Source organism: Streptomyces sp. SID5464, from assembly GCF_009862985.1.
GTDB lineage: Bacteria > Actinomycetota > Actinomycetes > Streptomycetales > Streptomycetaceae > Streptomyces > Streptomyces chartreusis_D.
The window spans coordinates 1-26961 of sequence record NZ_WWIQ01000006.1; the positions used below are offsets into that span (position 1 = coordinate 1).

General features: G+C 71.1%; 27 protein-coding genes. 12 read left to right on the plus strand and 15 right to left on the minus strand.

The features are described 5' to 3' along the window. Positions 1 to 293 precede the first annotated feature (293 nt). Positions 294 to 944 carry a DNA-3-methyladenine glycosylase gene (locus tag GTY47_RS05970; protein WP_010037683.1) on the minus strand — a complete coding sequence of 217 codons (651 nt, stop codon included), beginning with the start codon at positions 942 to 944 and terminating at the stop codon, positions 294 to 296. 145 nt (positions 945 to 1089) lie between these two features. Here GTY47_RS05970 and GTY47_RS05975 point away from each other — a divergent pair, with 145 nt between their 5' ends. The 3 genes from GTY47_RS05975 (at position 1090) to GTY47_RS05985 (ending at position 3181) form a co-directional block, all read left to right on the plus strand. Then, the gene (locus tag GTY47_RS05975) at positions 1090 to 1872 is read left to right on the plus strand and encodes a sporulation protein (protein WP_010037685.1); all 783 of its coding nucleotides are present in this window, start codon (positions 1090 to 1092) and stop codon (positions 1870 to 1872) included. A gap of 52 nt (positions 1873 to 1924) precedes the next feature. Then, entirely contained in the window at positions 1925 to 2464 is a 540-nt protein-coding gene (locus GTY47_RS05980) for a YbhB/YbcL family Raf kinase inhibitor-like protein (RefSeq protein ID WP_010037686.1), read from the plus strand. A gap of 210 nt (positions 2465 to 2674) precedes the next feature. Further along, on the plus strand, positions 2675 to 3181 hold the full coding sequence (locus tag GTY47_RS05985) for an HNH endonuclease (protein ID WP_010037688.1): 507 nt from the start codon (positions 2675 to 2677) through the stop codon (positions 3179 to 3181). A gap of 79 nt (positions 3182 to 3260) precedes the next feature. On the opposite strand, the gene GTY47_RS05990 is transcribed toward GTY47_RS05985, so the two are convergent. From GTY47_RS05990 to GTY47_RS06000, 3 genes are all read right to left on the minus strand, one after another. Continuing rightward, complete coding sequence (locus tag GTY47_RS05990) at positions 3261 to 4220, minus strand: SPFH domain-containing protein (RefSeq protein WP_010037690.1); 960 nt, start codon at positions 4218 to 4220, stop codon at positions 3261 to 3263. 131 nt (positions 4221 to 4351) lie between these two features. Next, positions 4352 to 4783 (minus strand): NfeD family protein, encoded by a 432-nt coding sequence (locus GTY47_RS05995; protein ID WP_010037694.1) that lies wholly within the window; start codon positions 4781 to 4783, stop codon positions 4352 to 4354. A gap of 94 nt (positions 4784 to 4877) precedes the next feature. After that, the gene (locus GTY47_RS06000; RefSeq protein WP_010037699.1) at positions 4878 to 5675 is read right to left on the minus strand and encodes an ABC transporter ATP-binding protein; all 798 of its coding nucleotides are present in this window, start codon (positions 5673 to 5675) and stop codon (positions 4878 to 4880) included. A gap of 161 nt (positions 5676 to 5836) precedes the next feature. On the opposite strand from GTY47_RS06000, the gene GTY47_RS06005 reads away from it, so the two are divergent. Further along, positions 5837 to 6622, plus strand: coding sequence for a hypothetical protein (locus GTY47_RS06005; RefSeq protein WP_040902894.1), 786 nt, complete (start codon positions 5837 to 5839; stop codon positions 6620 to 6622). A gap of 234 nt (positions 6623 to 6856) precedes the next feature. Here GTY47_RS06005 and GTY47_RS06010 read toward each other — a convergent pair whose 3' ends face one another. From GTY47_RS06010 to GTY47_RS06020, 3 genes are all read right to left on the minus strand, one after another. Then, positions 6857 to 7099: a chaplin gene (locus GTY47_RS06010; protein ID WP_010037704.1), complete on the minus strand. Its 243-nt coding sequence runs from the start codon at positions 7097 to 7099 to the stop codon at positions 6857 to 6859. A gap of 156 nt (positions 7100 to 7255) precedes the next feature. After that, on the minus strand, positions 7256 to 7897 hold the full coding sequence (locus tag GTY47_RS06015) for a response regulator transcription factor (protein ID WP_010037706.1): 642 nt from the start codon (positions 7895 to 7897) through the stop codon (positions 7256 to 7258). Continuing rightward, a complete protein-coding gene (locus GTY47_RS06020) occupies positions 7890 to 9035 on the minus strand; it encodes a GAF domain-containing sensor histidine kinase (protein ID WP_010037707.1) in 1146 nt (381 codons plus the stop codon). The genes GTY47_RS06015 and GTY47_RS06020 overlap by 8 nt, the downstream gene beginning before the upstream one ends. 236 nt (positions 9036 to 9271) lie before the next feature. Between GTY47_RS06020 and GTY47_RS06025 the strand changes: the two genes are divergently transcribed. The 3 genes from GTY47_RS06025 to GTY47_RS06035 all read left to right on the plus strand — a co-directional run bounded on the left by GTY47_RS06025 (position 9272) and on the right by GTY47_RS06035 (position 12165). Then, positions 9272 to 9970: an SDR family oxidoreductase gene (locus tag GTY47_RS06025; RefSeq protein WP_010037708.1), complete on the plus strand. Its 699-nt coding sequence runs from the start codon at positions 9272 to 9274 to the stop codon at positions 9968 to 9970. Then, positions 9967 to 11046 carry an S-adenosylmethionine:tRNA ribosyltransferase-isomerase gene (locus tag GTY47_RS06030; protein ID WP_010037709.1) on the plus strand — a complete coding sequence of 360 codons (1080 nt, stop codon included), beginning with the start codon at positions 9967 to 9969 and terminating at the stop codon, positions 11044 to 11046. The genes GTY47_RS06025 and GTY47_RS06030 overlap by 4 nt, the downstream gene beginning before the upstream one ends. Positions 11047 to 11412: 366 nt before the next feature. After that, complete coding sequence (locus GTY47_RS06035) at positions 11413 to 12165, plus strand: transglycosylase SLT domain-containing protein (RefSeq protein ID WP_010037710.1); 753 nt, start codon at positions 11413 to 11415, stop codon at positions 12163 to 12165. Positions 12166 to 12257: 92 nt separating this feature from the next. Here the strand turns inward: GTY47_RS06035 and GTY47_RS06040 are convergent, their stop codons facing one another. Further along, complete coding sequence (locus GTY47_RS06040) at positions 12258 to 14786, minus strand: FHA domain-containing protein (RefSeq protein WP_010037715.1); 2529 nt, start codon at positions 14784 to 14786, stop codon at positions 12258 to 12260. Between the two features lie 241 nt (positions 14787 to 15027). Here GTY47_RS06040 and GTY47_RS06045 point away from each other — a divergent pair, with 241 nt between their 5' ends. Beyond that, a complete protein-coding gene (locus GTY47_RS06045; RefSeq protein ID WP_029181016.1) occupies positions 15028 to 17061 on the plus strand; it encodes a streptophobe family protein in 2034 nt (677 codons plus the stop codon). A 131-nt stretch (positions 17062 to 17192) separates the two neighbouring features. Beyond that, on the plus strand, positions 17193 to 18407 hold the full coding sequence (gene serB / locus GTY47_RS06050) for a phosphoserine phosphatase SerB (protein ID WP_010037719.1): 1215 nt from the start codon (positions 17193 to 17195) through the stop codon (positions 18405 to 18407). A 56-nt stretch (positions 18408 to 18463) separates the two neighbouring features. Here serB and GTY47_RS06055 read toward each other — a convergent pair whose 3' ends face one another. The 4 genes from GTY47_RS06055 to GTY47_RS06065 form a co-directional block, all read right to left on the minus strand. Next, positions 18464 to 18982 carry a histidine phosphatase family protein gene (locus GTY47_RS06055; RefSeq protein ID WP_010037720.1) on the minus strand — a complete coding sequence of 173 codons (519 nt, stop codon included), beginning with the start codon at positions 18980 to 18982 and terminating at the stop codon, positions 18464 to 18466. Positions 18983 to 19047: 65 nt separating this feature from the next. Continuing rightward, a complete protein-coding gene (locus GTY47_RS06060; RefSeq protein ID WP_010037722.1) occupies positions 19048 to 19254 on the minus strand; it encodes a hypothetical protein in 207 nt (68 codons plus the stop codon). A 166-nt stretch (positions 19255 to 19420) separates the two neighbouring features. Next, entirely contained in the window at positions 19421 to 19537 is a 117-nt protein-coding gene (locus GTY47_RS41570; protein ID WP_086012488.1) for an SGM_5486 family transporter-associated protein, read from the minus strand. 68 nt (positions 19538 to 19605) lie between these two features. After that, positions 19606 to 21003, minus strand: a complete 1398-nt coding sequence (locus GTY47_RS06065; RefSeq protein WP_040902901.1) for a CynX/NimT family MFS transporter — start codon at positions 21001 to 21003, stop codon at positions 19606 to 19608. A gap of 79 nt (positions 21004 to 21082) precedes the next feature. On the opposite strand from GTY47_RS06065, the gene GTY47_RS06070 reads away from it, so the two are divergent. Continuing rightward, positions 21083 to 21775, plus strand: coding sequence for a FadR/GntR family transcriptional regulator (locus GTY47_RS06070; RefSeq protein ID WP_010037725.1), 693 nt, complete (start codon positions 21083 to 21085; stop codon positions 21773 to 21775). On the opposite strand, the gene GTY47_RS06075 is transcribed toward GTY47_RS06070, so the two are convergent. The 3 genes from GTY47_RS06075 to fabG all read right to left on the minus strand — a co-directional run bounded on the left by GTY47_RS06075 (position 21753) and on the right by fabG (position 23763). After that, the gene (locus GTY47_RS06075) at positions 21753 to 22109 is read right to left on the minus strand and encodes a hypothetical protein (protein ID WP_010037730.1); all 357 of its coding nucleotides are present in this window, start codon (positions 22107 to 22109) and stop codon (positions 21753 to 21755) included. The genes GTY47_RS06070 and GTY47_RS06075 overlap by 23 nt on opposite strands. Positions 22110 to 22270: 161 nt before the next feature. Continuing rightward, positions 22271 to 23038: an enoyl-ACP reductase FabI gene (gene fabI / locus GTY47_RS06080; protein WP_010037733.1), complete on the minus strand. Its 768-nt coding sequence runs from the start codon at positions 23036 to 23038 to the stop codon at positions 22271 to 22273. Between the two features lie 5 nt (positions 23039 to 23043). Further along, entirely contained in the window at positions 23044 to 23763 is a 720-nt protein-coding gene (fabG, locus tag GTY47_RS06085) for a 3-oxoacyl-[acyl-carrier-protein] reductase (RefSeq protein ID WP_010037735.1), read from the minus strand. Positions 23764 to 24034: 271 nt separating this feature from the next. On the opposite strand from fabG, the gene GTY47_RS06090 reads away from it, so the two are divergent. After that, complete coding sequence (locus GTY47_RS06090; RefSeq protein WP_010037737.1) at positions 24035 to 25558, plus strand: TldD/PmbA family protein; 1524 nt, start codon at positions 24035 to 24037, stop codon at positions 25556 to 25558. Beyond that, on the plus strand, positions 25555 to 26949 hold the full coding sequence (locus tag GTY47_RS06095) for a metallopeptidase TldD-related protein (RefSeq protein WP_010037738.1): 1395 nt from the start codon (positions 25555 to 25557) through the stop codon (positions 26947 to 26949). The genes GTY47_RS06090 and GTY47_RS06095 overlap by 4 nt, the downstream gene beginning before the upstream one ends. Positions 26950 to 26961: the final 12 nt, after the last annotated feature.

Genomic DNA, 26961 nt, shown 5'->3' on the forward strand with positions numbered 1-26961 from the left:
TCTTGCGTTTCCGACTCTATCAGATCCTTTTCTCGATCCGATTCCCTGTCGGCGGGATTTGCCGGGTGGGCCTTGGCTTTCGCTCGTCGGCCTTTCGACATTCACTACGCTAACCGATTCCCCGTCCAACTCATAATCGAGTCCGTCGGCGTCGAATTCAGGCATGCAGGCACGCCGAATTCGCCCCCGCTGAGGGGAGTCGCTAGGTAGTGGGTTGGCCGCTTCCGGCTGCTGGCGAATGCCGTACCCGGGTCAAGCGGCTCGGGCTACATTACGCATCTTGCGGGGACGCGTCAACTTCGGCGGCGCCTCGGGACATGGGCCCGATAGGGGCTCACCGTCGGGTCGTTGGCGATCCAGAAGCGCCAGGGGTGGATGTCGCCGTTGCCGCCGTCGCCCGCCACTCCGGTGCGTGGGCCATTGCGTACCTGGTCACGGGGTACGGGCGTGCCCGTGAAGACCTTCAGGGGTGTGGCACCGGAGGTGCAGGCGTCCGTGCCGTCCAGGGAGCGGTCCACGCCGAGGGCCGTTGCCAGACGGGCCGGGCCTTTGGCCAGTTCCTTGTCGTTGCGGGCCGAGAGTCGACGGGTGCGGGCCAGTTCGGCGCCCTCGACGATCTCGCCGGCGCGGAGCAGGACCGCGCTCGCCTTGCCCTCGGGACCGCACACCAGGTTCATGCAGAACCACATGCCGTAGGTGAAGTAGACGTAGACGTGCCCGGGAGGACCGAACATCACGCCGTTGCGGGCCGTGCGGCCGCGATAGGCGTGGGAGCCGGGGTCGTTCTCGCCGTCGTAGGCCTCTACCTCTGTGAGGCGGAGGGCGATCGGACCGTCCGGGGTGGTGCGTACCAGGATGCGGCCGAGGAGGTCGGGGGCGACATCGAGGACGGGCCGGTCGAAGAACTCCCTGGACAGGGGCGTACGGTCGGGGGTCGCGATCATGCCGTCCGAGGGTACTGGAGACGGGTGGTACGGCGGGGTGGCCTCAGGGCACCGGCCTTGCCAGGGTGAGGGCGTGGAACCGGCCACGGCCGGATCGCGTTTGTATGGATCAAGGATCCACCCGTAGTGGGCGAGAGGGAGAGACATGGCGTTCAAGAAGCTGCTCGCGAGCCTGGGGGCCGGCGGGGCTTCGGTCGAGACGGTGCTGCACGAGGTCAACGTCGTCCCGGGCGGTGTCGTCCAGGGTGAGGTGCGGATCCAGGGCGGGTCGGTGAACCAGCAGATCGAGGGGCTCTCGGTCGGGCTCCAGGCCAAGGTCGAGGTGGAGAGCGGCGACCAGGAGTACAAGCAGGACATCGAGTTCACGAAGTCGCGGCTGGGCGGGGCGTTCGAGCTTCAGGCGAACGCGGTGCACGCGGTGCAGTTCGGTCTGGAGATTCCGTGGGAGACGCCGATCACGACGATCGACGGGCAGGAGCTGCGCTCGATGCATATCGGGGTCTCCACGGAGCTGGAGATCGCGCGGGCGGTGGACTCCGGTGACCTGGACCCGATCAAGGTGCACCCGCTGCCGGCGCAGAAGGCGATCCTGGACGCCTTCATCCAGCTGGGCTTCCGGTTCAAGAACGCGGACATGGAGCGCGGGGTCATCCGGGGCACGCGGCAGAAGCTGCCGTTCTACCAGGAGATCGAGTTCTACCCGCCGCAGCAGTACCGGGGGCTGAACCAGGTCGAGCTGAGCTTCGTGGCCGACGCGCACGCCATGGACGTGGTGCTCGAGATGGACAAGAGGCCGGGTCTGTTCAGCGAGGGGAGCGACACCTTCCGGTCCTTCCAGGTGGGTCTCAACGACTACCAGGGGACCGACTGGGCCGCGTACCTCAACCAGTGGCTCTCCGAGGTGGGCAGCAAGCGCAACTGGTTCTAGGGGAGGCCCTAGGCTCGGGATCAACAGCAAGAACCGATCAGGAGGTACCGAGGTGACCGAGCTCAAGCGGCGGCCGCTCCCCCACGACTTCCACCCGCCCGTGCCGTCGTTCACGGTGACGAGCGAGGACGTCCAGGAGGGCGCCACGCTCAAGGACGCTCAGGTCTACGCGGCCGGCAACACGTCGCCGCAGCTGCGGTGGGAGGGCTTCCCGCCCGAGACCAAGAGCTTCGCCGTGACCTGCTACGACCCCGATGCCCCGACGGGCAGCGGTTTCTGGCACTGGGTGCTGTTCGACATCCCGGCGTCGGTGACCGAGTTGCCGGTGGGCGCGGGCAGCGGCAAGTTCGAGGGTCTGCCCGAGGGTGCGATCCACGCTCGTAACGACTACGGCAGCAAGGAGTTCGGTGGGGCCGCGCCGCCGCCCGGGGACGGGCCGCACCGGTACGTGTTCACGGTGTACGCCGTGGACCAGGAGAAGCTCGGTCCTGACGCTGAGGCTTCGCCTGCCGCAGTGGGCTTCAACCTGCGGTTCCACACGATCGGGCGAGCTCAGTTGATCGGTGAGTACGAGGTGCCCGCCGAGGGCTGACGGGCCGCCCCTGCGATCCCAGCGTTCACGGAACGTTTGCCCGCTCCTGGTCTTGGAATTGATCAGGAGCGGGCATTTTTGTTGCCGGGGGCCGCGGGGGTCACCCCCCGTGGGAGCAGCAGATATTGCGTTGTCCATCTCGGCGTGCCCGGCCAGAGTTGATCCCAGCCCGCCAGGGGGTGGGCCGGTGCACACGGGAGGTGGGCTGGTATGCGGGACACGCTGGTACTCAACGCGAGCTTCGAGCCGCTGTCGACGGTGACGCTGAACCGAGCCGTCGTTCTGGTGCTTCAGGACAAGGCCGTCGTCGAGCAGGCCCACCCCGAACTGCGGATGCGGGGAGCCGCGGTCGACATACCGGCGCCCCGTGTGATCAGGCTCTGCCAGTACGTACGGGTGCCCTTCCGAAGACGAGCGCCGTGGTCGAGGCGGGGCGTGCTGGTCCGGGACCGGCACCGGTGCGCGTACTGCGGAAGGCGGGCGACGACCGTCGACCACGTGGTGCCGCGGTCGCAGGGGGGTCAGGACACGTGGCTGAACACGGTGGCCTCGTGTGCGCAGGACAATCACCGTAAGGCGAACCGGACTCCGGAGGAGGCGGGGATGCCGCTGCTGCGGCAACCGTTCGAGCCGACTCCGGCGGACGCGATGCTGCTGGCGCTGGGGCAGGACGACTTCGACGCGCTGCCGGAGTGGCTGGCCCAGCCCGCGGCCTAGTCGTCGTCATGCGAAGGGGGCCCGCTTCCCTGGGAAGCGGGCCCCCTTCGTGCGCGTGGGGTCGTTCGTGCGTGTGAGGTCAGTCGATGGACGGCTTCTCGCGGCGTTCCTGGGCGGGGACGACGCCTCCGGAGGTGCCTCCGTTGCCGCCGGAACCGCCGCCCATGCCACCGAAGTTGCCCATGGCGCCGGAGAGGCCCTTGAGGGCGTCGCCGATTTCGCTGGGGACGATCCAGAGCTTGTTGGCGTCGCCCTCGGCGATCTTGGGGAGCATCTGGAGGTACTGGTAGGAGAGCAGCTTCTGGTCCGGGTCGCCGGCGTGGATGGCCTCGAAGACCGTACGGACGGCCTGGGCCTCACCCTCGGCGCGCAGGGCGGCGGCCTTGGCCTCACCTTCGGCGCGCAGGATCTGGGACTGCTTCTCACCTTCGGCGCGCAGGATCTCGGACTGCCGGACACCTTCGGCCTGGAGGATGGCGGCGCGCTTGTCGCGGTCGGCGCGCATCTGCTTCTCCATCGAGTCCTGGATGGAGGTGGGCGGCTCGATCGCCTTGAGTTCGACGCGGTTTACGCGGATGCCCCACTTGCCGGTGGCCTCGTCGAGGACGCCGCGCAGGGCCGCGTTGATCTCCTCGCGGGAGGTCAGGGTCCGCTCCAGGTCCATGCCACCGATGATGTTGCGGAGCGTGGTGACGGTGAGCTGCTCGATCGCCTGGATGTAGCTGGCGACCTCGTACGTCGCGGCGCGGGCGTCGGTCACCTGGTAGTAGATGACCGTGTCGATGTTGACCACCAGGTTGTCCTGGGTGATCACCGGCTGCGGCGGGAAGGGCACGACCTGTTCACGCAGGTCGATGCGGTTGCGGATGGTGTCGATGAACGGGACGACGATGTTGAGGCCGGCGTTCAGCGTCCGCGTGTAGCGGCCGAAGCGCTCGACGATGGCCGCGCTGGCCTGTGGGATGACTTGGATCGTCTTGATCAGGGCGATGAAGACCAACACCACCAGAATGATCAGGACGATGATGACCGGTTCCATCGTCGTTCCCCGTACCCTTCTCCGCCTCGGCGACTTCGGCAGATCTTATGGTTGTCGAAGATCTTGCTGGTCGAGTCTGTCAGACCGTCGCGTAGCTGGCGAGGAGTTCACTCCAGTTACGTCTTGCGAGGTCACATGACGATCGCAGTGGCTCCCTCGATGTCCACGACGTCCACTTCCTCGCCTACTTCGTACGCGCGGTCGGTGTCGAGGGCGCGGGCCGACCAGACCTCTCCGGCCAGCTTGATCCGGCCGCCGGAGGCGTCGACGCGTTCCAGGACGACGGCTCGTCTGCCTTTCAACGCGTCCACGCCGGTGGCGAGTTGGGGCCGCTGGGCGCGATGCCGGTTCGCGATGGGCCGTACGACGGCGATGCCCGCGGTCGAGATGACGGCGAAGACGACGACCTGGGCGACGGCGCCGCCGCCGAAGAGGCCGTTGACCACCGCGGCGCCGATGGCGCCCACCGCGAGCATGCCGAGTTCGGGCATCGCGGTGACCACGAGCGCTATGCCGAGCGCTGTCGCGCCGATCAGCCACCACAGCCATGCGTCGATTTCCACATGGTCATGGTAGGTCCGAGGGCCCTGTCGCCGACAGGGCGCCCGGCGTGTGAAATGCCGTCCTCACTTTGGGATTTGGGTGGCGAGGGCCGGGTCAGGACAGCGGGAGGCCCTGTGCCGTCCAGCGCTCGCCCGCCTGTTCGACGACGAGCGGGAGGCCGAAGCAGAGGGAGAGGTTGCGGGAGGTGAGTTCGAGCTCCATCGGGCCGGCGGCGAGGACCTTGCCCTGGCGGATCATGAGGACGTGCGTGAAGCCCGGGGGGATCTCCTCGACGTGGTGGGTGACCATGAGCATCGAGGGGGCGATCGGGTCGCGGGCGAGGCGGCCGAGGCGGCGGACGAGGTCCTCGCGGCCGCCGAGGTCGAGGCCGGCGGCGGGCTCGTCGAGGAGCAGCAGTTCGGGGTCGGTCATCAGGGCACGGGCGATGAGGGTGCGCTTGCGCTCGCCCTCGGAGAGGGTGCCGAACTTGCGCTCCAGGTACTCGCTCATGCCGAGGCGGTCGAGGAAGGCGCGGGCGCGCTGTTCGTCGATCTCCTCGTAGTCCTCGTGCCAGGTGGCGGTCATGCCGTACGCGGCGGTCAGCACCGTCTCCAGGACCGTCTGGCGCTTGGGGAGCTTCTCGGTCATGGCGATGCCGGCCATGCCGATGCGCGGGCGCAGCTCGAAGACGTCGGTGCCGGGCCTGCCGAGGGTCTCGCCGAGGATGGCGGCGGTGCCCGAGCTGGGGAAGAGGTAGGTGGAAGCGAGGTTGAGGAGGGTGGTCTTGCCGGCGCCGTTCGGGCCCAGGATGACCCAGCGCTCGCCCTCCTTGACCGACCAGGAGACCTGGTCCACCAGAGCCCGGCCCTCGCGGACCACGGATACGTCCTGAAGCTCCAGAACATCGCTCATGAGCGCGTTGTCTCCCCTTGCAGTGTGGCCGGTCTCGGCTGTCGCGTAAGCCTGTGGCTCGGTCCGCCGCGCCTGTGGGCGCAGCCCTCCATGAAATCTACGCCACCGGTCGACCCGGACATTCCCTCGGTCCGGTCCTTGGAGGGTCCTAGGGTGGGGACATGCTCACGGAACCGCGCGCTGGACGTCTCGCAGCATGGGGAAATGCCCTTTTGGCCGGACTTGTCTCACCGGATGACGCTGTGCTCGCCATCGTCGGCGAGGACGCGGTGCATCGGGTGGAGGGGCTGCCGGGTGAGTCGGGCCAGGTCGGGCTCACGCTCGCGCTGGGGCGGCTGCGGACGCTCGGGGTGACCGGGCTGCGCGTGGCACTGCCCGCGCCGGGGCATCCGCTGGGGCTGAGCGGGCCGCCGGAGTTCAACGCGCGGGCGCTGGAGGCCGAGGAGGCGGTGGTCTGTTACGGGGCCGCCCTCGGGCTGGTGCCGGACGTGTACGAGGCCGGCCCCGAGGGTGTGCAGGTCGAAGTGGTGTGGCATGTGCTGCCCGTACGGGAGGCGCCGCCCGCGGATGTGCCGTCGCTGGGTGAGGCCGAGCGGGAGCTGGCGGAGGCGCTCAGGGACGCGACCGACGCGCTGACGCGGCTGGATGTGGCCGGGGCGGGGCCGGTGGCGGATGCGGCGGTCGATGCGTATCGGGCGCGGGCCGAGCGGGGGCGGGAGGTGTTGGCGCCCGGGTATCCGGCTCGGGCGGTGCGGGTGCTGGAGTTGGCTCAGCGGGTGGGGACGATCATCGCCGTGGCGACGGAGAGCGGGCACGGGGGTGCGGTGAGTGCGTCTGAGATCTCCGCGCGGAGGGAGGCGTTGCGGCCGGTGGAGCGGACGGCTCGGAGGGCGCAGGTCGCGGCGTACAACTCCGTTGTGGAGGAGCGGGAGCGGGGGGTGCGATGAGTGTCGGTTGTGCTGGTGCTCGGCGTTGTGGCTGAGGTCGGGGCGTCCGCAGCCCGGCGTAGCGGGGTGCCTCCCACAAGCTCTCGGCTTCGCTCCAGCAGGGGGCACCCCCATCGCCCACCCGTGCCGGCCCGGGCGGCACGCACGCCCGCAGGCTCGGTACACGCCTGACCGGCCTCCCGGGCGTGCCCGGGAGGCCGGTGGTCACCTCCGGCTCGGAGACGGAGGTGGGCGTCAGTGGTTGACGGCGAGGTTGCCGAAGGCGGGGTTCAGGGCGCCCACGACGTTCACGCTGTTGCCGGAGACGTTGACCGGGACGTGCACCGGGGCCTGGACGACGTTGCCCGAGCCGACGCCCGGGGAGTTCACGGCCTGGCCGTCGGCGTGCGCGCTGGTGGCGGAGGCGATGCCCGCGCCCGCGGCCAGCAGGCCACCGGTCACCATCGTCACGGCAGCGGCCTTCTTCAGGTTCTTCACTTCTGAGCCCTCCTTGCGATTGCCGCGGCAGGCGCCGCAGCACGCACTGGAGAACGGCGGAGATCCGCCGGGGTTGCGCCATATGAGGGACGTTCCCACGACAGTATGAATCTCGGTCCGGAATGGAACCCTCCGTGTTGCCGTGGGGTGAGCGTGTCAGCCGGTCACTCCATGGCGAACGGCCCACAGTGCGGCCTGGGTTCGGTCGGACAGGTCGAGCTTCATCAGGATGTTCGAGACGTGGGTCTTGACGGTCTTCTCGGAGAGGACGAGCGCGCGGGCGATCTCCCGGTTGGAGCGGCCGTCCGCTATCAGGCCGAGCACCTCGCGCTCCCGGTCGGTGAGCGAACCTGCCCGTCCCGGGCCCGAGTTGGTCTCCTCCTGGGACAGCAGGGCGTCGGCGACCTCCGGCTGGAGGAGGATGTGCCCGGCGTGGACGGAGCGGATGGCTCCGGCGAGGGCGTCGGGGTCGACGTCCTTGTAGACGTAGCCGGCGGCGCCCGCGCGCAGCGCCGGGACCACCGTGCGCTGCTCGGTGAAGCTGGTGACGATCAGCACGCGCGCGGCGTTGTCCAGTTCGCGGAGTCTGCGCAGGGCGTCGACACCGTCCATGCCCGGCATCTTGACGTCCATGAGGATGACGTCGGGCCGCAGCTCTTCCGCGCGGTCGACTCCCTCGGCGCCGTCGGCCGCCTCGCCGACGACCTCGATGTCGTCCTGCACCTCCAGGAACGTGCGCAGGCCCCGGCGGACGACCTGGTGGTCGTCGACGAGCAGCACCTTGATTGCGTCAGCCACCGGGGACCTCCATCTCGATCGTGGTGCCCTTGCCGGGCGCCGATTCCACGGTCAGCGTGCCGCCGGCCCCGCTCGCCCGGTCCCGCATCGAGACCAGGCCCAGATGGCGCCCCGCGCGGCGGACCGCTTGCGGGTCGAAGCCGCTGCCGTCGTCCGAGACGCGCAGGACGGCTCCGCCGCCGCGGCGGTCCAGGGTCACGTCGACGTGGTCGGCGCCGGAGTGGCGCAGGGCGTTGTGCAGGGCCTCCTGGGCGACGCGCAGGACGGCCTCCTCCTGGGAGGCGGGCAGGGCCTTCACGCCGCGGCCGGTGAAGGTGACGCGGGCGGAGTGGGCGCGGTCGAGCACCTGGACCTGCGTCCGGAGGGTGGCCACGAGGCCGTCCTCGTCGAGGGCGGCGGGGCGCAGCTCCACGACGGCCGCGCGCAGTTCGTCGGCGGCCTCGGCGGCGAGGGCCGCCACCTGGTGGAGCTCGCCCTTGGCGCGGGAGGGGTCCCGGTCCACGAGGCGTGCCGCGGCCTGGGCGGTCAGGCGGAGGGAGAACAGCTTCTGGCTGACCGCGTCGTGCAGTTCGTGGGCGAGGCGGGAGCGTTCCTCGGCGATGGTGAGTTCGCGGCTGCGCTCGTAGAGGCGGGCGTTGGTGAGGGCGATCGCGGCGTGCTGGGCGAGGATGCCGAGCAGTTCCTCGTCGTCCTGCGTGAAGCCGCAACCCCCTTCCGGCTTGGGGCAGTTCTTGTTCGCCAGGAACAACGCGCCGATGACCTCGTCGCCGTCGCGGATGGGCAGGCCCAGGAAGTCGACCAGGTCGGGGTGGGCGCTCGGCCAGCCCTCGAAGCGGGGGTCCCTGCGGACGTCGGCGAGGCGCTCGGCCCTGGCCTCGTGGAGCATCGCGGCGAGGATGCCGTGCTGGCGCGGGAGCGGGCCGATGGCCTTCCACTGCTCCTCGCTGACGCCGTCGACCACGAACTGGGCGAAGCCGCCGTGGTCGTCAGGGACACCGAGCGCGGCGTACTGCGCGTCGAGCAGCTCGCGGGCCGAGGCGACGATCGTCTTGAGGACGTCGCGCACCTCGAGATGCCTGCTCATGGCCAGCAACGCGGAGCTCACCGCTGCGAGGCCGGACCGGGGACCGTGACTCATGTCCTCACGGTACCGGCGGGCGGTGACAGCCCGGATCGGACCGGTGGCGGCGGTCGCCCGGGCCGGTGGGCCTAGGTCGCGGGGCCGATGCAGCCGGGCGGCGCGGCGTAGGACCGGGGGCGCCGGGCCGGTGACGTAGGGCGAAGGGACCCGGTGGTCTGCGGCCCGCGTCCGAGGCGGTCCTTGTGTCCCTGTTCCTAGGTTGAGGGCACACGATCACAGCGAAGGAGCCGATCATGCCGGTTGCGATCATCACCGGGGCCTCGAAGGGCCTGGGCCGGGCGCTCGCGGAGGCCCTGGCCGGGCGGGGCTGGGATCTGGTGCTCGATGCCAGGGGAGCCGAGGCCCTGACGGACGCGGCGGAGGCCGTCTCCGCGCACGGCACGCGCGTGACCGTCCTGCCCGGGGACGTCACGGACGCCGCCCACCGTGCGGCGATGGTGTCGGCGGCGTGGCGGCTCGGCGGCGTCGACCTTCTGGTGCACAACGCGAGCGCGCTGGGCGCCGAGCCGCTGGTGCGGCTCGAGGAGCTGCCCCTGGAAGGGCTGCGGCGGGCGCTGGAGGTGAACCTGGTGGCGGGGCTGGGCCTGGTCCAGGAGGCGCTGCCGCTGCTGCGGGCCTCGCGGGCGGGCACCGTCGTGGCGGTCAGTTCGGACGCGGCCGCCGAGGCGTACGAGACCTGGGGCGGCTACGGGGCGTCCAAGGCGGCCCTGGACCAGTTGCTGGCGGTGCTCGCCGTGGAGGAGCCGGGGCTGCGGGTCTGGGCGGTGGATCCCGGGGACATGGCCACGGACCTGTATGCGGCGGCCGTACCGGATGATCACGATCCGCGGCCGGAGCCGGGGGCTGTGGTGCCGGGGTTCCTGCGGCTGCTGGACGAGCGGCCGGCGAGCGGGCGGTACGGGGCTCCGGCTCTGGTGGACGGGGTCCGATGACGCTGGCGATGGGGGTCCCCCCGCACGAGCCCGTTCGAGCGTGGGCGAGCGTGCCGGAGGAACTGTCGGCCCGGGTGCCGGTCGAGCAGCGGCGGCCCGGGCTGGACCGGGACGCCGTGCGGATGCTGGTGTCCCGGGGCGTCGAGGTGGCGCATCACACGTTCCCGGAGCTGCCGCGGCTGTTGCGGGCCGGGGACCTGCTCGTGGTCAACACGTCGGCCACGCTGGCGGCGGCCGTGGACGGGTGGATCGGGCACGCGCGCGTGGTGGTGCATTTCTCGACGCGCGGGGACGACGGCCGCTGGGCGGTGGAGCTGCGGGAGCCCGACGGTCGGGGCACCACGCGCGCGCGGGCGGGTGGGCCCGCGGGTACGGAGGTGTGCCTGCCGGGGGGTGGGTGGCTGGTTCTGGAGGAGCCGCTGAGCGGGCGCAGCGGGCGGCTGTGGTGGGCGCGGGTCACCGGGCCGGGGGTGCCGGGGCTGCTGCGGGAGCACGGGCGGCCCATTCGCTACTCCTACACGGAGCGCGACCAGCCGTTGTCCGTCTACCAGACGGTGTTCGCGCTGCCGTCCGCGGACGGGGCGGGCAGTGCGGAGATGCCCAGTGCGGCGCGGCCCTTCACGGCGCGGCTGGTGACGGAGCTGGTGAGCCGGGGCGTGCAGTTCGCACCGGTCACGCTGCACACCGGGGTGGCGTCGGCGGAGGCGCACGAGCCGCCGTACCCGGAGCGCTTCGTCGTGCCCGAGGCCTCCGCACGGGTGATCAACGCGGTGCGAGCCGGTGGAGGCCGGATCGTCGCGGTCGGGACGACGGCCGTGCGGGCCGTGGAATCGGCGGCGGGAGCCGACGGGGTCGTAGGGGCGCGGGCGGGGTGGACCGATCTCGTGGTGACCCCGGAGCGCGGGGTGCGTGTGGTGGACGGGCTGCTGACCGGGCTGCACGAGCCGGAGGCCTCGCATCTGCTGATGCTGGAGGCGGTCGCGGGGCGGGAGGCGATCCGACGCGGGTACGAGGCGGCGGTGCGGGGCCGCTACCTGTGGCACGAATTCGGGGACGTGCACTTCGTCCTGCCGTAGCAGGGGCCGTGCAGGGCCGTGACAGAGCCCTCACGCAGAGCATCGCTTGTGCAACCAGCGGTGAGACCGCACCCGGGGCGATGTGAGCCCGCGCATAGGACCCACGTCACGTACGAAAGTGCATAGGAGACAAAGCCCCACCTTTTGAGCGGCGCGGACAGTCCAGTCTGCCCTGATTTGCCCCTCCCTGATCCACTATCGGGCATCGTACGTCACACCTTTGCCACGCAATTTTGCGGCCGCTAAGAATTGCTGGCGTCGCTCAGCGCCGTGGGTTCACCTCCGCGGCGTTCGTGTCGGAAACACACCGAGTCCAACGCCGGACGCCGAGCGACTCCCGCGCTATTCGAAGAGGTCCACACCACCATGCCCAAGAACATCTTCAGCCGTGGCCGCAGTCGCACCCTGACCCGTCACCACAAGATCGCCATGGCGGGTGTCGCCACCCTCGGCGCCGCCGCCATCGGTTTCTCCGCGGTGCCGAGCGGCGCGTCGACCAAGACCACGACCGAGGCCGCTCAGCCGGCTGCGGTGGCGTTCAGCACCGAGCAGATCAAGGACGTCAAGGCGAGCGTCACCGACCAGATGGCCGGTGCCAGCCTGAAGGCGGAGCAGATCGCGGCGAAGAAGAAGGCCGACGCCGAGGCCGCCGCCAAGAAGAAGGCCGCCGCCGAGGCCGCCAAGAAGAAGGCCGCCGAGGCCGCGAAGAAGAAGGCCGAGGCCGCGCGCAAGGCCAAGGAGGCCGCGAGCCGCGACGCCAAGCGCGCCGAGGCGAAGAAGGCCGCCAAGAAGAGCTACCCGAACAACCTCGACGGCTGGATCCGCGAGTCGCTCGACATCCTGAAGAAGCACGACATCCCGGCGTCCTACGACGGCATCCACCGCAACATCATGCGGGAGTCCTCGGGTAACCCGAAGGCGATCAACAACTGGGACATCAACGCCATCAACGGCATCCCCTCGAAGGGTCTGCTCCAGGTCATCCCGCCGACCTTCAAGGCGTACCACGTCCCCGGCACCTCCTGGGACATCTACAACCCGGTCGCCAACATCACCGCCGCCTGCAACTACGCGGCCGACAAGTACGGCTCGATGGACAACGTCAACAGCGCGTACTGAGGCTGGCGCGGACCTCTGCTTCGCTGAACGAACGCCGAAGGGCGGCACCCTCCTGACGGGGTGCCGCCCTTCGGGCTCGGTGGAGCGGGTGGCTACTTGCGCATGACCTCGGGCTCGTGGCGGCGCAGGAAGCGGGCCACGAAGAAGCCGCAGATGACGCCGAGGGCGAGGAGAGCGCCCATGTCCATGGCCCAGGCCCCGACCGTGTGCTCCCACAGCGGGTCGGTGTCGCCGGGCGTCTCGGGCGGGCTGATCTTGTTGAAGTCCAGCGTGGCGCCGGAGGCGGCGACCGCCCAGCGCGACGGCATCAGGAACGAGAACTGGTTGACGCCGATCGAGCCGTGCAGCGTGAACAGGCAGCCGGTGAAGACGACCTGGATGATGGCGAACATCACCAGCAGCGGCATGGTCTTCTCGGCGGTCTTGACCAGCGACGAGATGATCAGACCGAACATCATCGAGGTGAAGCCCAGGGCCATGATCGGCACGGACAGCTCCAGCAGCGTGGCGCTGCCGAAGACCAGGCCCTCCTCGGGGATCTCCCGGCTGGAGAAGCCGATGACGCCGACCAGCAGGCCCTGGAGGACGGTGATCATGCCGAGCACGAACACCTTCGACATCAGGTACGCGGAGCGCGACAGGCCGGTCGCGCGCTCCCGCTCGTAGATGACCCGTTCCTTGATCAGCTCACGGACGGAGTTCGCCGCGCCGGCGAAGCAGGCGCCGACCGCGAGGATCAGCAGGACCGTGGTGGCCGTGCCGTTCGGGATGATCCGGCCGGTCTGCGGGTTCGCCGGGTTGGGCAGCAGGCCCCGGTCCGCGTCGATGAGCAGGCTCACCGCGCCGAGCACGGCCGGCAGGATCACCATCAGCGCCAGGAAGCCCCTGTCGGACGCGATCACCGAGACATAGCGCCGCACGAGCGTGACGAACTGGGACATCCAGCCCTGCGGCTTCGGTGGCTTCATCGCCTGCATCGGCGGCACCTGTACGGACTGCGGCGCTACGGCGTCGATGTCCGCGGCGTACATCTGGTAGTGCTGCGAGCCCTTCCAGCGGCCCGCCCAGTCGTAGTCGCGGTAGTTCTCGAAGGCGGAGAAGACGTCGGCCCAGGTGTCGTAGCCGAAGAAGTTCAGCGCCTCCTCCGGCGGGCCGAAGTAGGCCACGGAGCCGCCGGGCGCCATCACGAGCAGCTTGTCACACAGTGCCAGCTCGGCCACGGAGTGGGTGACGACGAGGACCGTACGGCCGTCGTCGGCGAGACCGCGCAGCAGCTGCATCACATCGCGGTCCATGCCCGGGTCGAGGCCGGAGGTCGGCTCGTCCAGGAAGATCAGCGACGGCTTGGTGAGCAGCTCCAGGGCCACCGAGACGCGCTTGCGCTGGCCGCCGGACAGGGACGTGACCTTCTTGTCCTTGTGGATGTCCAGCTTCAGCTCGCGCAGCACCTCGTCGATACGGGCGTCGCGCTCGGCGGCCGTGGTGTCGGCCGGGAAGCGGAGCTTGGCCGCGTACTTGAGGGCCTTCTTGACGGTCAGCTCCTTGTGCAGGATGTCGTCCTGCGGAACCAGACCGATGCGCTGGCGCAGCTCGGCGAACTGCTTGTAGAGGTTCCGGTTGTCGTAGAGGACCTCGCCCTGGTCGGCCGGGCGGTAGCCGGTGAGCGCCTTGAGCAGGGTGGACTTGCCGGATCCGGACGGGCCGATGACCGCGATCAGCGACTTCTCCGGGACGCCGAAGGAGACGTCCTTGAGGATCTGCTTGCCGCCGTCGACCGTGACGGTCAGGTGGCGGGCGGAGAAGGACACCTCACCGGTGTCGACGAACTCCTCGAGCCGGTCGCCGACGATCCGGAACGTCGAGTGGCCGACGCCGACGACGTCGGCCGGGCCGAGCAGTTGCGTGCCGCCCTTGGGGATCGGCTGGCCGTTGACGTACGTGCCGTTGTGCGAGCCCAGGTCGCGGATCTCCATGCGCCCGTCGGGCGTCGAGTGGAACTCGGCGTGGTGCCGGGAGACCTGGAGGTCGGAGACGACCAGCTCGTTCTCCAGGGCACGGCCGATGCGCATCACGCGGCCGAGGGAGAACTGGTGGAACGTGGTCGGGCTGCGGTCGCCGTAGACCGGCGGCGCCCCCGCGACGCCGCCGGGGCCCTGCTGCTGCGGGATGTTCGCCGCGTGCTGCTGCGGCTGCTGCTGCCATCCGGCCTGGGCCTGCTGCTGGTGGGGTGCCTGCTGGGCGGGTGCCTGCTGGGCCCAGCCGGGGTTCGCGCCCTGTGCGGCGTACGGCTGCTGCTGCGGCTGGGCCTGCGGCGTGGCGACGGAGGCGGCGGCGCCGGAGAGGTTCAGGCGCGGGCCGTCGGTCGCGTTGCCCAGGTTGACCGCCGAGCCCGGGCCGAGCTCCATCTGATGGATCCGCTGCCCCTGCACGAACGTGCCGTTGGTGCTGCCGTGGTCCTCGATGACCCAACTGCGGCCGTTGAAGCTGACCGTGGCGTGACGCCAGGAGACCCTGGCGTCGTCGAAGACGACGTCCCCCTGCGGATCACGTCCGAGGGTGTATGCCCTGGACGGATCGAGCGTCCAGGTACGTCCGTTTGATTCCAGTACGAGTTCCGGCACTCCATGCCCCACTGAGTTGTCCCCCGAGTTACCCCCGACATGGGGAGTCTAGGGATGTCGAACATCGGGGGGAACTATTTCAGGAGCGGCCGCCTGACCGAAAGTCGGGCCTTGTGAAGAGCGCGTACGCACGCATCAGCCGATTCCGTTGACGGGGTTGAAAACGGGCCGGAGAGTGGTATTTCGACGCGAGGGGGGCATGCGCGGTGTTCCCGCCGCGTAGCGGATCGGGGGGTCTGCCATGGGTGCCGGTACAGGTGTGGAGACGGCGAGGGGCGGCACGCGCGTGCCGTGGGGTGACGTGCTGATGTCCGCCGTCGCCGCCGTGAGCTGGGCGTTGATCGGGATGGCGGGTGCGGCTGCGCTGGGTCTGCGGCTGCTGGAGGCGGACGCGGCGGGCTCGTTGGGGCCGATGACCGCGGCGGTGGTGGCACTTGGGGCGGGTGGTTCGGTCACGCCGTCCGGTGACGTGTCGGCGTTCGGACTCACGGGTGCGGAGGCGGACACCGCCATCGAGATCACGCCACTGGGGGTGAGCCTGGTCGGGGCGGTGCTGCTGTCGTACTTCTTCCTACGGTCCTTGCGGGCGGCGGGAGTTGTGATATCGACGGCCGAACTCCTCGCGCGTGCGGGCGTGGTGGTCGCGCTGTTCGTGGCGATGCTGGGCGGACTGGCCTGGGCGGGGCACGATGTCATCACGATCGACGGCGGCGCGCTGGGGTTGGACGACCTGGCCGGGGGCGGCGGGGGCGGAGGCGTGGAGATCCCCGGGCTCGGGGACGTCGGGGACATCGGCGGGCTGCTGCCGGACCGGATCGGCGACCTGGTCGACGCGCGGGCGGCGGTCGGCTTCACGGTCGACACCGTGCCCACGCTGCTCGGCGGGCTCGGCTGGTCGGCCGGGATCCTCCTCATCGCCCTGCTGGCCTCGCGCAGCACGCCGCTGCCGCGGGGGTGGGAGGCCGTGCACCGGGTCGTGCGGCCCGCCGTTTCGGCGGTGGTGACCGTGCTGCTGGTAGCGGTGGCGGCGGGGCTCGCGGCGGCGGCGTACGCGGCGACCGGGGACGACCACCCCCGGCGCATCGCCGGCACGGCGCTGCTCGGGGCACCGAACGGGGTGTGGCTGGGCGTCCCGATCGGCCTGCTCGTGCCGTGGGACGGCCGGGCGACGGGTGAACTGGCCCGTCTCCTGCCGGACCCCCTGGACGACCTGCTCGCGGTCCGCTCCGACCAGCAGGTGACACTGGGGCGGCTTGCCGAGCTGGACGGGCGGGTGTGGCTGCTGGGGGTGGCTGCGGCGTCGATGATGCTGCTGGCGGGGGTGTTGGCGGCGGTGCGGACGCCGGTGCCGGGTCCTGGGGACGTACGGGGTTCGGGGGCTCTGGGTTTCGCGGGGCGGTGTGCGCTGCGGCTGGGAGTCGCGACCGCGCTGGCCCTGCCGCTGCTGGTCCGGCTGACGGACGTGTCCGTGACCGCGTCCCTGTCCGTGCTCGGCTTCGACGCGTTCGGCGCGGGCATCGAACTGCACGGCCACCTCGGCATGGCCCTGCTGCTGGGCGCGGTGTGGGGTGCGGGGGCCGGGGCGGTGGGGGCGTTGCTCGCCTGGGCGAGCGGGGCCGCGGGGCGGTCGGCTACGGCTTTGGCTCGGGGAGAGGGGGCGGCCGGACCAGGGGCAAGCAGGGGGCAGGCCGGACACGTCGCCGGTGCGGGGCATGCGGCGGGGGCGGGAGCCGGAACAGGGCAGGCCGGATACGACGCCCACGCCGGGCAAGCAAGGCCAGGAGCCGGAACAGGACAGCCCGGATACGACGCCCACACCGGGCAAGCAAGGCCAGGAGCCGGTACAGGACAGGCCGGAAACGACACCCCCGCCGGGCGGTCCAGGGGCTGGGGCGGGGACGGCGCCGGGCGGGCGTCGTCGTACGGGGAGGAGACCGGGCCGTACGCGCCGGGAGTGCCGTACCGGCCGCCGAACCCGGCCACCAATCCGTACCTCCGGGTGCCGGACGAGCTGCGAGAGCCGGAGGACGCGCGGCCACGCCCCGGCGAACCCGGGGCGCCTCACGAACCGCAGTCGGGAACTGACCCGGCCGCTCACCGGGACGGGGACGTGTACGGCGCGCCCACCGTGGCGCGGCCGGTCGGGCCGCCGCCGCGTGGGCCCCGGCAGCCGCCCGGGCCGAAGAGTGGGAACCGGCCGCCGGGCCGGCCGGACGACGGGCCACCGCCTCCGCCGCCTCCCCCACCGCCGCGGAAGCCGCGCGGGGGGAAGTAGGCCCCCCGGGAGCCCCCCGGGAGGACAGGGGACGCAAGGTTCGCGCCACCCGCACGTCACCCAGTGTTCGCTGTCCGCCAGGCGGACCTCACGGGCGGTGCGACCTGCCCGCCGGATACGGTGGAACCACCATGAGCGCTTCGCAGACCTCGTCCTCCGACGTCCCCACCCTCCTTGTCAAGATCTTCGGCAAGGACAGTCCGGGCATCACGGCCGGCCTCTTCGACACCCTCGCCGCCTACTCCGTCGACGTCGTCGACATCGAGCAGGTCGTCACCCGTGGCCGAATGGTGCTGTGCGCGCTCGTGACCGAGCCGCCGAAGGGGCTCGAGGGCGATCTGCGGGCGACCGTCCACAGCTGGGCGGAGTCGATGAAGATGCAGGCGGAGATCATCTCCGGCCTCGGCGACAACCGGCCGCGCGGACTGGGCCGCTCCCTGGTCACCGTGCTCGGGCATCCGCTCACCGCGGAGGCGACGGCGGCGATCGCCGCGCGGATCACCAAGACCGGTGGCAACATCGACCGTATCTTCCGGCTCGCCAAGTACCCCGTGACCGCCGTCGAGTTCGCCGTGTCCGGCGTGGAGACGGAGCCGCTGCGCACCGCCCTGGCGCCCGACGCGGCGAAGCTCGGCATCGACGTGGCGGTCGTCGCCGCGGGTCTGTACCGGCGCGCGCAGCGCCTGGTCGTCATGGACGTCGACTCGACGCTCATCCAGGACGAGGTCATCGAGTTGTTCGCCGCGCACGCCGGCTGCGAGGACGAGGTCGCCGAAGTGACGGCGGCCGCGATGCGCGGCGAGCTGGACTTCGAGCAGTCCCTGCACGCGCGCGTGGCGCTGCTGGAGGGGCTGGACGCCTCGGTCGTGGACAAGGTGCGCAGCGAGGTGCGGCTGACGCCGGGCGCCCGCACCCTGATCCGCACGCTGAAGCGGCTCGGCTACCAAGTCGGCGTCGTCTCCGGCGGTTTCACCCAGGTCACCGACGATCTGAAGGAGCGGCTGGGGCTGGACTTCGCCCAAGCCAACACGCTGGAGATCGTCGACGGGAAGCTGACGGGCAAGGTCACGGGCGAGATCGTCGACCGTGCCGGCAAGGCCCGGCTGCTGCGCCGGTTCGCCGCCGAGGCGGGCGTGCCGCTGTCGCAGACCGTGGCGATCGGTGACGGTGCCAACGACCTGGACATGCTGAACGCGGCCGGTCTGGGCGTCGCCTTCAACGCCAAGCCGGTGGTGCGCCAGGCCGCGCACACGGCGGTGAACTTCCCGTTCCTGGACACCGTGCTGTACCTGCTGGGCATCACGCGCGAAGAGGTCGAGGCGGCGGACACCCTCGACACGGCCTGAACCGGCCGGGTGAGCCCGGCACCGCGCCGGTGCCGGGCCCTGTCACGTGGAGTCGGTCACTCGGTGGGCGCCCAGTAGTCCCGCAGCGTGGCCACGCCCGGCTCAAGGCTCTTCCAGGAGCCGGTGAAGGACAGGAGGGCGAAGGCGGCGGCCGGGAACCCACGGCTGCTCATCCGGTCGCGGGCGTCGCCCTCGGCCGTGCCCGCCAGGATGTCGGCGAGGCCCTGGACGCCCGGGTTGTGGCCGATCACGAGGATGTTCTGCGCGTCGTCGGGGGTCTCGTTGAGCACGGCGATCAGTTCGCCCGGCGAGGCCTCGTAGATCCGCTCCTCGTAGACGGTTTTCGGCCGCTGCGGGAACTCCTGGACGGCGAGCTTCCAGGTCTCCCGGGTCCGGACCGCGGTGGAGCACAGGGCCAGGTCGAAGGGGATGCCGGTGTCGGCCAGCCTGCGCCCGGCCTCCGCCGCTTCTTTTCGGCCCCGGTCGGCGAGCGGACGCTCGTGATCGCTCACCTGTGGCCAGTCGGCTTTCGCATGGCGGAAGAGGACAATCCTGCGGGGTTCTGCGACGCTCATGAGATCCAGCTTCGCACGAAACAGGCCATCGGGCGCAGGGAGTTGACCACCGGCTTCTGCCGTGCTCAGCGGGCTGTCAGCTGCCGGACCCGCTCGAAGAGGTGGGTGATCAGGGGGTCACCGGTGGCCGCCTGGGCGTCGGACGGGTTCAGGATCAGCACGAGCAGCGCGACGAAGGCGAGCGTGGGCAGGGCGAGGGCCCACCAGGGCAGCCGGCTGTCGGCGCCGGCCCGGGTCGCCGGATGGGGCCGGGTGTGCGTAGGAGCCGACATGGGTGCCTCCGCTCTTCGAATGGTCCGTGGCCCGCGTCCTGCGGTCACACGTCGAAGTTACGGAATCCGAGGCGGCCGACCCATCCGGTGATCCACCCACTTGACCCTGACCCTCACCCCCTAGGGGACAGGGGTGCTAGCCCCACCATGGGCGGGCGAGGGCCGGTCATGGCGAGGCGATGGTCGCGATGACGCCGATGATGATGAAGATCGCGAAGAAGGCTCCGAACACGAGCAGCATCTTCTTCTGACCATGCTGGGGATTCGGGTCGAGCACTGGCATGGGGCAAGTCTCGCACCCACCGCGGGCACCGGACGCCCCGGGGTGAGATCAGCGGCTGCGGGGCGGGCTCAGCGTCCGGCCTCGTCCTCGACCGTGCGGTCCCGGCCCGCCAGGACGCCGACCGCCATCTGCGGGATCATCAGGGCGCTCATCAGCGCGATCGGCAGGCCCCAGCCGCCGCTGTGCTGGTAGAGGACGCCCACCAGGAGCGGCCCCGGGATGGAGATCAGGTAGCCGGTGCTCTGCGCGAACGCCGACAACTGGGCCACGCCCGGGCCGGTCCTGGCCCGCATGCCGACCATGGTGAGGGCGAGCGGGAAGGCACAGTTGGCGACGCCGAGCAGCAGGGCCCAGGCCCAGGCGCCGGCGGCCGGCGCGAGGTACAGCCCGGCGTAGCCGGCGAGGCCGCAGACGCCCAGGGCGAGCACGATCGGGCCCTGGTGCGGCAGCCGCGTGGCCAGACGCGGTATGACGAACGCCAGGGGCACGCCCATCACCATGGTGACCGCGAGGAGCAGCCCCGCGGTGCCCGCGGGCACGCCGGCGTCCCGGAAGATCTGCGCCATCCAGCCCATCGTGATGTAGGCCGCGGTCGCCTGGAGCCCGAAGAAGACGGCCAGGGCCCAGGCGGTGCGGCTCCGGGTGATCCGCAGCCGTGGAGCCTCCTCGCGCGCGGGTTCCGTCGAGGCGGGGGCAGAGGTCTCCTCGCGCGCGGATTCCGTCCCGGGAGCCGGCGTTTCCGCCCCGGCGTCCCCGGCGGGCGCGGGCCGGTCTCCGCCCCGGTCCCCCGCCCCGGGCGCCGCCGCCCGCCCCCGTACGAACGGCAGCCACGGCAGGACCGCCGCCACGGCCAGACCCGCCCAGAGGGCCAGGCCCGACTGCCAGCTGCCGCCCAGGGTGTCGGTCAGGGGCACCGTGACCGCGGCCGCGAGGGCCGTGCCCAGGGCGAGCGCCATGGAGTAAAGGCCGGTCATGGAGCCGACGCGGTCGGGGAACCAGTGCTTGACGATGACCGGCATCAGGACGTTGCTGACCGCGATGCCCATGAGGGCGAGGGCGCTGGCGGCCAGGAAGCCGGCCGTGCCGCCGGCGTACGGCCGGATCGCCAGGCCGGTGGCGATGGCGGCCATGCCGGCGCACACCACGGCGCCGGCTCCGAAGCGACGGGCGAGCCGCGGAGCCATGACACCGAAGACGGCGAAACACAGCGGCGGCACGGAGGTGAGCAGTCCGGCCACGCTGCCGCTCATGCCGAGGCCGTCGCGGACCTCCTCCAGGAGGGCGCCGAGGCTGGTGATGGCGGGGCGGAGGTTCAGCGCGGACAGCACGATGCCGAGGACGAGCAACCGCATGGTCCACGCGCGCGTGGCGGAACCGCCGGGTTCCCGGGTCTCCTGCGCGGCCGAACTGCGTACGGTCGGGGGCGTCATCGTCCGGGTTTCCTCGCTAGCCATGGGACCCATCATAGAATCATAGGATGATTGACTGTCCACTCCGTCTCATCCACGGCGGCGCTCCGGCGCCCCGGTCGTGCGAAGGTGTGCCATGCCCCTGAGCCATCCCCGACGTTCGGCGCTCTCCGAGCAGGTCATCGCCGCCCTGCGGGCCCAGATCACCTCCGGCGAGTGGCCGGTCGGCTCCCGCATCCCGACCGAGCCCGAACTGGTCGAGCAGCTGGGTGTCGCCCGCAACACGGTCCGCGAGGCCGTCCGCGCGCTGTCGCACAACGGCCTGCTGGACATCCGCCAGGGCTCCGGCACGTACGTCGTGGCGACGAGTGAGCTGGCGGGGGTGATGCAGCGGCGGTTCGCCGGTGCCGATCCCCGGCACATCGCCGAGCTGCGTTCCACGCTGGAGTCGGCCGCGGCCAGGCTGGCCGCACAGCGGCGTACGGAGAAGGACCTCAAGCAGCTCGACGCGCTGCTGCTGCGGCGTGAGGAGGCCTGGGAGTCGGGTGACGCGGAGGCGTTCGTGACGGCGGACGCGACCTTCCACCTGGCCGTCGTGGCCGCCTCCCACAACGACGTGATGACCGCCATGTACGCGGACCTGGGCGAGGTGCTGCGGGACTGGCTGCGCGAGGACGTCGGCGAGGAGCTGACACCGGAGACGTACATGGAGCACGGGCGGCTGCTCGACGCGATCCGCACGGGTGACGCGGCGCGGGCGGCGGCGGAGGCCGCCCGCTATCCGTTCCTGTGCCGCCTGGGCGGGATCAGCTCGCCCGCCGGTGACTGATCCACACGTCGCCGACTTCCTTCCAGCAGCGTCCCGTCAGCCGCACGGTCTGCGCGGGCCCGGCCTCCACCGGGGAGCTGTCGGTGTCGATGTCCCACCAGCGGGCGCACTCGACGTGCAGGCTCACGCGGTCGGCCTCGGGGTACGGGTTGTGGCAGTACACGGTCGCCTCGGAGCCGGTGACGCGGATCCGGCACGCGGCGCCGAAGGGGTCGGCCGACTCGTGCTCGCCGGCCGGCACGCGCGCGTGGGGCACCGCTTCGTACACCAGGGTCAGGGCGAGGGCGACTGCGACGGCGAGGGACAGTGAGGCCGTTCGGCGGGACAAGCGCACAAGGGGACCTCCTCGGCCGTGCTGGGGAGGGGGATCGCGTGGTGAACGCGTACTCCAGGGTGCCCGGTTGTGAGCCTCCCCCGCCCGGCCGGATGAGCCGAACGGGTGACGCCCCGCTCCCCGCGCGCTGCGGGAAACGGGGCGCCGACGACGTACGGGAGTCAGGCTCCGATGGCGTGCAGACCGCCGTCCACGTGGATGATCTCGCCGGTGGTCTTAGGGAACCAGTCGCTCAGCAGGGCGACGATGCCGCGGCCGGCCGGCTCGGGGTCCTTCAGGTCCCACTCCAGCGGGGAGCGGGAGTCCCACACGGAGGCGAGCTCGCCGAAGCCCGGAATGGACTTCGCGGCCATGGAACCGATCGGGCCCGCCGAGATCAGGTTGCAGCGGATGTTCTGCTTGCCCAGGTCACGGGCCATGTAGCGGCTGGTCGCCTCCAGGGCGGCCTTGGCCGGGCCCATCCAGTCGTACTGCGGCCAGGCGTACTGCGCGTCGAAGGTCAGACCCACGACGGAGCCGCCGTTCTGCATCAGCGGCAGGCAGGCCATGGTGAGCGACTTCAGGGAGTACGCCGAGACGTGCATGGCCGTGGCGACAGACTCGAACGGCGTGTTGAGGAAGTTGCCGCCGAGCGCGTCCTGCGGGGCGAAGCCGATGGAGTGGACGACGCCGTCGAGGCCGCCGAGCTCCTCGCCGACGATGTCGGCCAGGCGCCCGAGGTGCTCGTCGTTGGTCACGTCGAGCTCGATGACCTTGGTGGGCTTGGGCAGCTTCCGGGCGATGCGCTCGGTCAGCGTGGGCCGCGGGAACGCGGTCAGGATGATCTCGGCGCCCTGCTCCTGGGCCAGCTTGGCGGCGTGGAAGGCGATGGAGGACTCCATCAGCACACCGGTGATCAGGACGCGCTTGCCCTCGAGAATTCCGCTCATGGTGATCAGTGACCCATTCCCAGTCCGCCGTCAACGGGGATGACGGCTCCAGTGATGTACGAGGCGTCGTCCGAGGCGAGGAACCGCACCGTCGCGGCGATCTCCTCCGGCTGCGCGTACCGGCCGAGCGGGACCTGCTTCACGATGCCGGCGCGCTGCTCCTCGGAGAGCACCGCGGTCATGTCGGTCTCGACGAAGCCGGGCGCGACGACGTTGAAGGTGATGTTGCGCGAGCCGAGCTCGCGGGCGAGGGAGCGCGCGAAGCCGACGAGGCCGGCCTTTGAGGCGGCGTAGTTGGCCTGCCCCGCCGAGCCGAGCAGTCCGACGACCGACGAGATCAGGACGACGCGGCCCTTCTTGGCGCGCAGCATGCCGCGGTTGGCGCGCTTGACCACGCGGAAGGTGCCGGTGAGGTTGGTGTCGAGAACGGACGTGAAGTCCTCCTCGGACATGCGCATCAGGAGCTGGTCCTTGGTGACACCGGCGTTGGCGACCAGCACCTCGACGGGGCCGTGGGTCTCCTCGATCTCCTTGTAGGCCTGCTCCACCTGCTCGGCGTCGGTGATGTCGCACTTGACGGCGAGGCAGCCCAGATCTGTCAGGGCCGCCGGGGGCTCACCCGAGCGGTACGTGATGGCGACCTTGTCGCCTGCATCGGCGAAAGCGCGGGCGATGGCGAGGCCGATGCCCCGGTTGCCTCCGGTGACGAGAACCGAGCGGCTCAACGGATCACCCTTTCGGTAGCGGTCTGATACCCCGCCCGGGCGCCTGGACGACAGGCGGCGATGACAGGCGGCTTCCTCGAAAACCTATCGGTCCGGGCACGCCCGCGGACAATCGGGCACCGACAGTGGCGTAGGGGACTCACTGTCGGGTCCCTACAGAAACCGCGCGTCCGGGTCGCGAAACTCGTGGCCCGCGCGCGGGCTGAGACGACATGATCGGAGCAGTCACGACGTACGGCAACCACGGTCACCTCGACAGAAAGAGACGGCGGTGCCTCATACCATCGACGAGGCCTTCACGGCCCTCCCCCTACGCCCCCTCGCCGACGCGGCCCTCGCCCGCGCGCGTGCGCTGGGCGCCGAGCACGCGGACTTCCGGTTCGAGCGGGTGCGCAGCGCCTCCTGGCGGTTCCGGGACGCCAAGCCCGCCGGGTCGTCGGACACCACCGACCTCGGGTACGCGGTGCGCGTCGTGCACGGCGGTACGTGGGGCTTCGCGTCCGGTGTCGACCTCTCCCTGGACGCCGCCGCCAAGGTCGCCGGGCAGGCGGTGGCCATGGCGAAGCTGTCCGCGCAGGTGATCAAGGCGGCCGGATCGGACGAGCGGGTGGAGCTGGCCGACGAGCCGGTGCACGCCGAGAAGACCTGGATCTCGTCGTACGAGATCGACCCGTTCACCGTGCCCGACGAGGAGAAGGCCGGGCTGATCGGGGACTGGAGCGCGCGGCTGCTGGCGGCCGACGGGGTCGACCATGTCGACGCCTCACTGCTCACCGTCCACGAGAACAAGTTCTACGCCGATACCGCCGGGACCGTGACCACACAGCAGCGGGTGCGGCTGCACCCGGTGTTCAACGCCGTGTCGGTGGACGAGTCGAGCGGCGAGTTCGACTCCATGCGCACCCTCGCGCCGCCCGTGGGACGCGGCTGGGAGTACCTGCGGGGCACCGGCTGGGACTGGGAGAGCGAGCTGGAGCAGATCCCCGGGCTGCTCGCCGAGAAGATGCGCGCGCCGAGCGTCGAGGCGGGCCTGTACGACCTGGTCGTCGACCCGTCCAACCTGTGGCTGACCATCCACGAGTCCATCGGGCACGCCACCGAGCTGGACCGGGCGCTCGGTTACGAGGCCGCCTACGCCGGCACCTCCTTCGCCACCTTCGACCAGCTGAACAAGTTGCGCTACGGCTCGGAGCTGATGAACGTCACCGGCGACCGCACCGCCGAGCACGGGCTCGCCACCATCGGGTACGACGACGAGGGCGTCGCGGCGCAGTCCTGGGACCTGGTGAGGGACGGCAGGCTCGTCGGCTACCAGCTGGACCGGCGGATCGCGAGACTGACCGGCTTCGAGCGGTCCAACGGCTGCGCCTACGCCGACTCCCCCGGGCACGTGCCGGTGCAGCGCATGGCCAACGTGTCGTTGCGGCCGGACCCGGCCGGGATGTCCACCGAGGACCTGATCGGAGGCGTGGAGCGGGGCATCTACGTCGTCGGCGACCGGTCCTGGTCGATCGACATGCAGAGGTACAACTTCCAGTTCACCGGGCAGCGCTTCTACCGGATCGAGAACGGGCGGCTCGCCGGGCAGCTGCGGGACGTGGCCTACCAGGCGACGACGACCGACTTCTGGGGCTCGATGGCCGCTGTGGGCGGTCCGCAGACCTACGTCCTGGGCGGCGCCTTCAACTGCGGCAAGGCCCAGCCGGGCCAGGTCGCGGCCGTGTCGCACGGCTGCCCGTCGGCCCTCTTCAAGGGCGTCAACATTCTGAACACCACGCAGGAGGCGGGTCGATGAGCGCGCGCACGAGCAAGCCGCACGAGGTCGTCGAGCGCGCCCTCGAACTGTCCCGGGCGGACGGGTGTGTCGTCATCGCCGACGAGCAGTCCACCGCCAACCTGCGCTGGGCGGGCAACGCGCTGACCACGAACGGGGTCACGCGCGGACGCACGCTCACCGTCGTCGCCACCTTCGACGGCAAGGAGGGCACGGCCTCGGGGGTCGTGTCACGGTCCGCCGTGACGGCCGACGAGCTGGAGCCCCTGGTGCGGGCCGCCGAGGCCGCCGCGCGCGGCGCCGGGCCCGCCGAGGACGCGCAGCCGCTGGTCACCGGTGTGCCGCTGGCGCCGGAGTTCACGGAGGCGCCCGCCGAAACCTCCTCCGCCGTGTTCGCCGACTTCGCTCCGGCGCTCGGCGAGGCCTTCGCACGCGCGCGTGCGGGCGGCCGGGAGCTGTACGGCTTCGCCAACCACGAAATGGTGTCGACGTACGTGGGGACGTCCACGGGGCTGCGGCTGCGGCACGACCAGCCGAACGGGACGCTGGAGCTGAACGCCAAGTCGCCGGACCGGACCCGGTCCGCCTGGGCCGGTCGCTCCACCCGGGACTTCAAGGACGTCGACCCGGCGGCGCTGGACGCGGAGCTCGCCGTGCGCCTGGGGTGGGCCGAGCGGCGCGTGGAGCTGCCCGCGGGCCGGTACGAGACGCTGCTGCCGCCGACGGCCGTCGCGGACCTGCTGATCTACCAGATGTGGTCGGCGTCGGGCCGGGACGCGGTGGAGGGCCGCACGGTGTTCTCCAAGCCGGGCGGCGGTACGCGGGTCGGCGAGCAGCTCACCGAGCTGCCGCTGACGCTGCGCAGCGACCCGAACGAGCCCGGTCTGGAGTCGGCGCCCTTCGTGATCGCGCACTCCTCCGGGGGCGATCAGTCGGTGTTCGACAACGGGCTGCCGCTCGCGGCCACCGAGTGGATGAGCCGGGGCGAGCTGCGGCACCTCACGACCAGCAGGCACAGTGCCGGGCTGACCGGCCTGCCGGTGGCGCCGGGCATCGAGAACCTGATCCTGGACGGGGGCGACGACCGCTCCCTGGACGAGATGGTCGCGAACACCGAGCGCGGGCTGCTGCTGACCTGCCTGTGGTACATCCGGGAGGTCGATCCGGCGACGCTGCTGCTCACCGGCCTGACCCGGGACGGTGTCTACCTCGTCGAGAACGGCGAGGTGACCGGCGAGGTGAACAACTTCCGGTTCAACGAGTCACCGGTCGGCGTGCTGGGCCGGGCCACGGAGGCGGGGCGGACCGAGAAGACGCTGCCCAGGGAGTGGAGCGACTGGTTCACCAGGGCCGCGATGCCGGCGCTGCGCGTACCGGATTTCAATATGAGCTCTGTCAGTCAGGGCGTATAACCTCGTAGTCGG

Excerpts from the sequence above, each read along its gene's own strand:
- GTY47_RS05970 (WP_010037683.1), bottom strand. The coding sequence starts at position 944 with ATGATCGCGACCCCCGACCGTACGCCCCTGTCCAGGGAGTTCTTCGAC.
- GTY47_RS05975 (WP_010037685.1), top strand. The coding sequence starts at position 1,090 with ATGGCGTTCAAGAAGCTGCTCGCGAGCCTGGGGGCCGGCGGGGCTTCG.
- GTY47_RS05985 (WP_010037688.1), top strand. The coding sequence starts at position 2,675 with ATGCGGGACACGCTGGTACTCAACGCGAGCTTCGAGCCGCTGTCGACG.
- GTY47_RS05990 (WP_010037690.1), bottom strand. The coding sequence starts at position 4,220 with ATGGAACCGGTCATCATCGTCCTGATCATTCTGGTGGTGTTGGTCTTC.
- GTY47_RS06000 (WP_010037699.1), bottom strand. The coding sequence starts at position 5,675 with ATGAGCGATGTTCTGGAGCTTCAGGACGTATCCGTGGTCCGCGAGGGC.
- GTY47_RS06005 (WP_040902894.1), top strand. The coding sequence starts at position 5,837 with ATGCTCACGGAACCGCGCGCTGGACGTCTCGCAGCATGGGGAAATGCC.
- GTY47_RS06020 (WP_010037707.1), bottom strand. The coding sequence starts at position 9,035 with ATGAGTCACGGTCCCCGGTCCGGCCTCGCAGCGGTGAGCTCCGCGTTG.
- GTY47_RS06025 (WP_010037708.1), top strand. The coding sequence starts at position 9,272 with ATGCCGGTTGCGATCATCACCGGGGCCTCGAAGGGCCTGGGCCGGGCG.
- GTY47_RS06030 (WP_010037709.1), top strand. The coding sequence starts at position 9,967 with ATGACGCTGGCGATGGGGGTCCCCCCGCACGAGCCCGTTCGAGCGTGG.
- GTY47_RS06035 (WP_010037710.1), top strand. The coding sequence starts at position 11,413 with ATGCCCAAGAACATCTTCAGCCGTGGCCGCAGTCGCACCCTGACCCGT.
- GTY47_RS06045 (WP_029181016.1), top strand. The coding sequence starts at position 15,028 with ATGGGTGCCGGTACAGGTGTGGAGACGGCGAGGGGCGGCACGCGCGTG.
- serB (WP_010037719.1), top strand. The coding sequence starts at position 17,193 with ATGAGCGCTTCGCAGACCTCGTCCTCCGACGTCCCCACCCTCCTTGTC.
- GTY47_RS06055 (WP_010037720.1), bottom strand. The coding sequence starts at position 18,982 with ATGAGCGTCGCAGAACCCCGCAGGATTGTCCTCTTCCGCCATGCGAAA.
- GTY47_RS06060 (WP_010037722.1), bottom strand. The coding sequence starts at position 19,254 with ATGTCGGCTCCTACGCACACCCGGCCCCATCCGGCGACCCGGGCCGGC.
- GTY47_RS41570 (WP_086012488.1), bottom strand. The coding sequence starts at position 19,537 with ATGCCAGTGCTCGACCCGAATCCCCAGCATGGTCAGAAGAAGATGCTG.
- GTY47_RS06065 (WP_040902901.1), bottom strand. The coding sequence starts at position 21,003 with ATGATGGGTCCCATGGCTAGCGAGGAAACCCGGACGATGACGCCCCCG.
- GTY47_RS06070 (WP_010037725.1), top strand. The coding sequence starts at position 21,083 with ATGCCCCTGAGCCATCCCCGACGTTCGGCGCTCTCCGAGCAGGTCATC.
- fabI (WP_010037733.1), bottom strand. The coding sequence starts at position 23,038 with ATGAGCGGAATTCTCGAGGGCAAGCGCGTCCTGATCACCGGTGTGCTG.
- GTY47_RS06095 (WP_010037738.1), top strand. The coding sequence starts at position 25,555 with ATGAGCGCGCGCACGAGCAAGCCGCACGAGGTCGTCGAGCGCGCCCTC.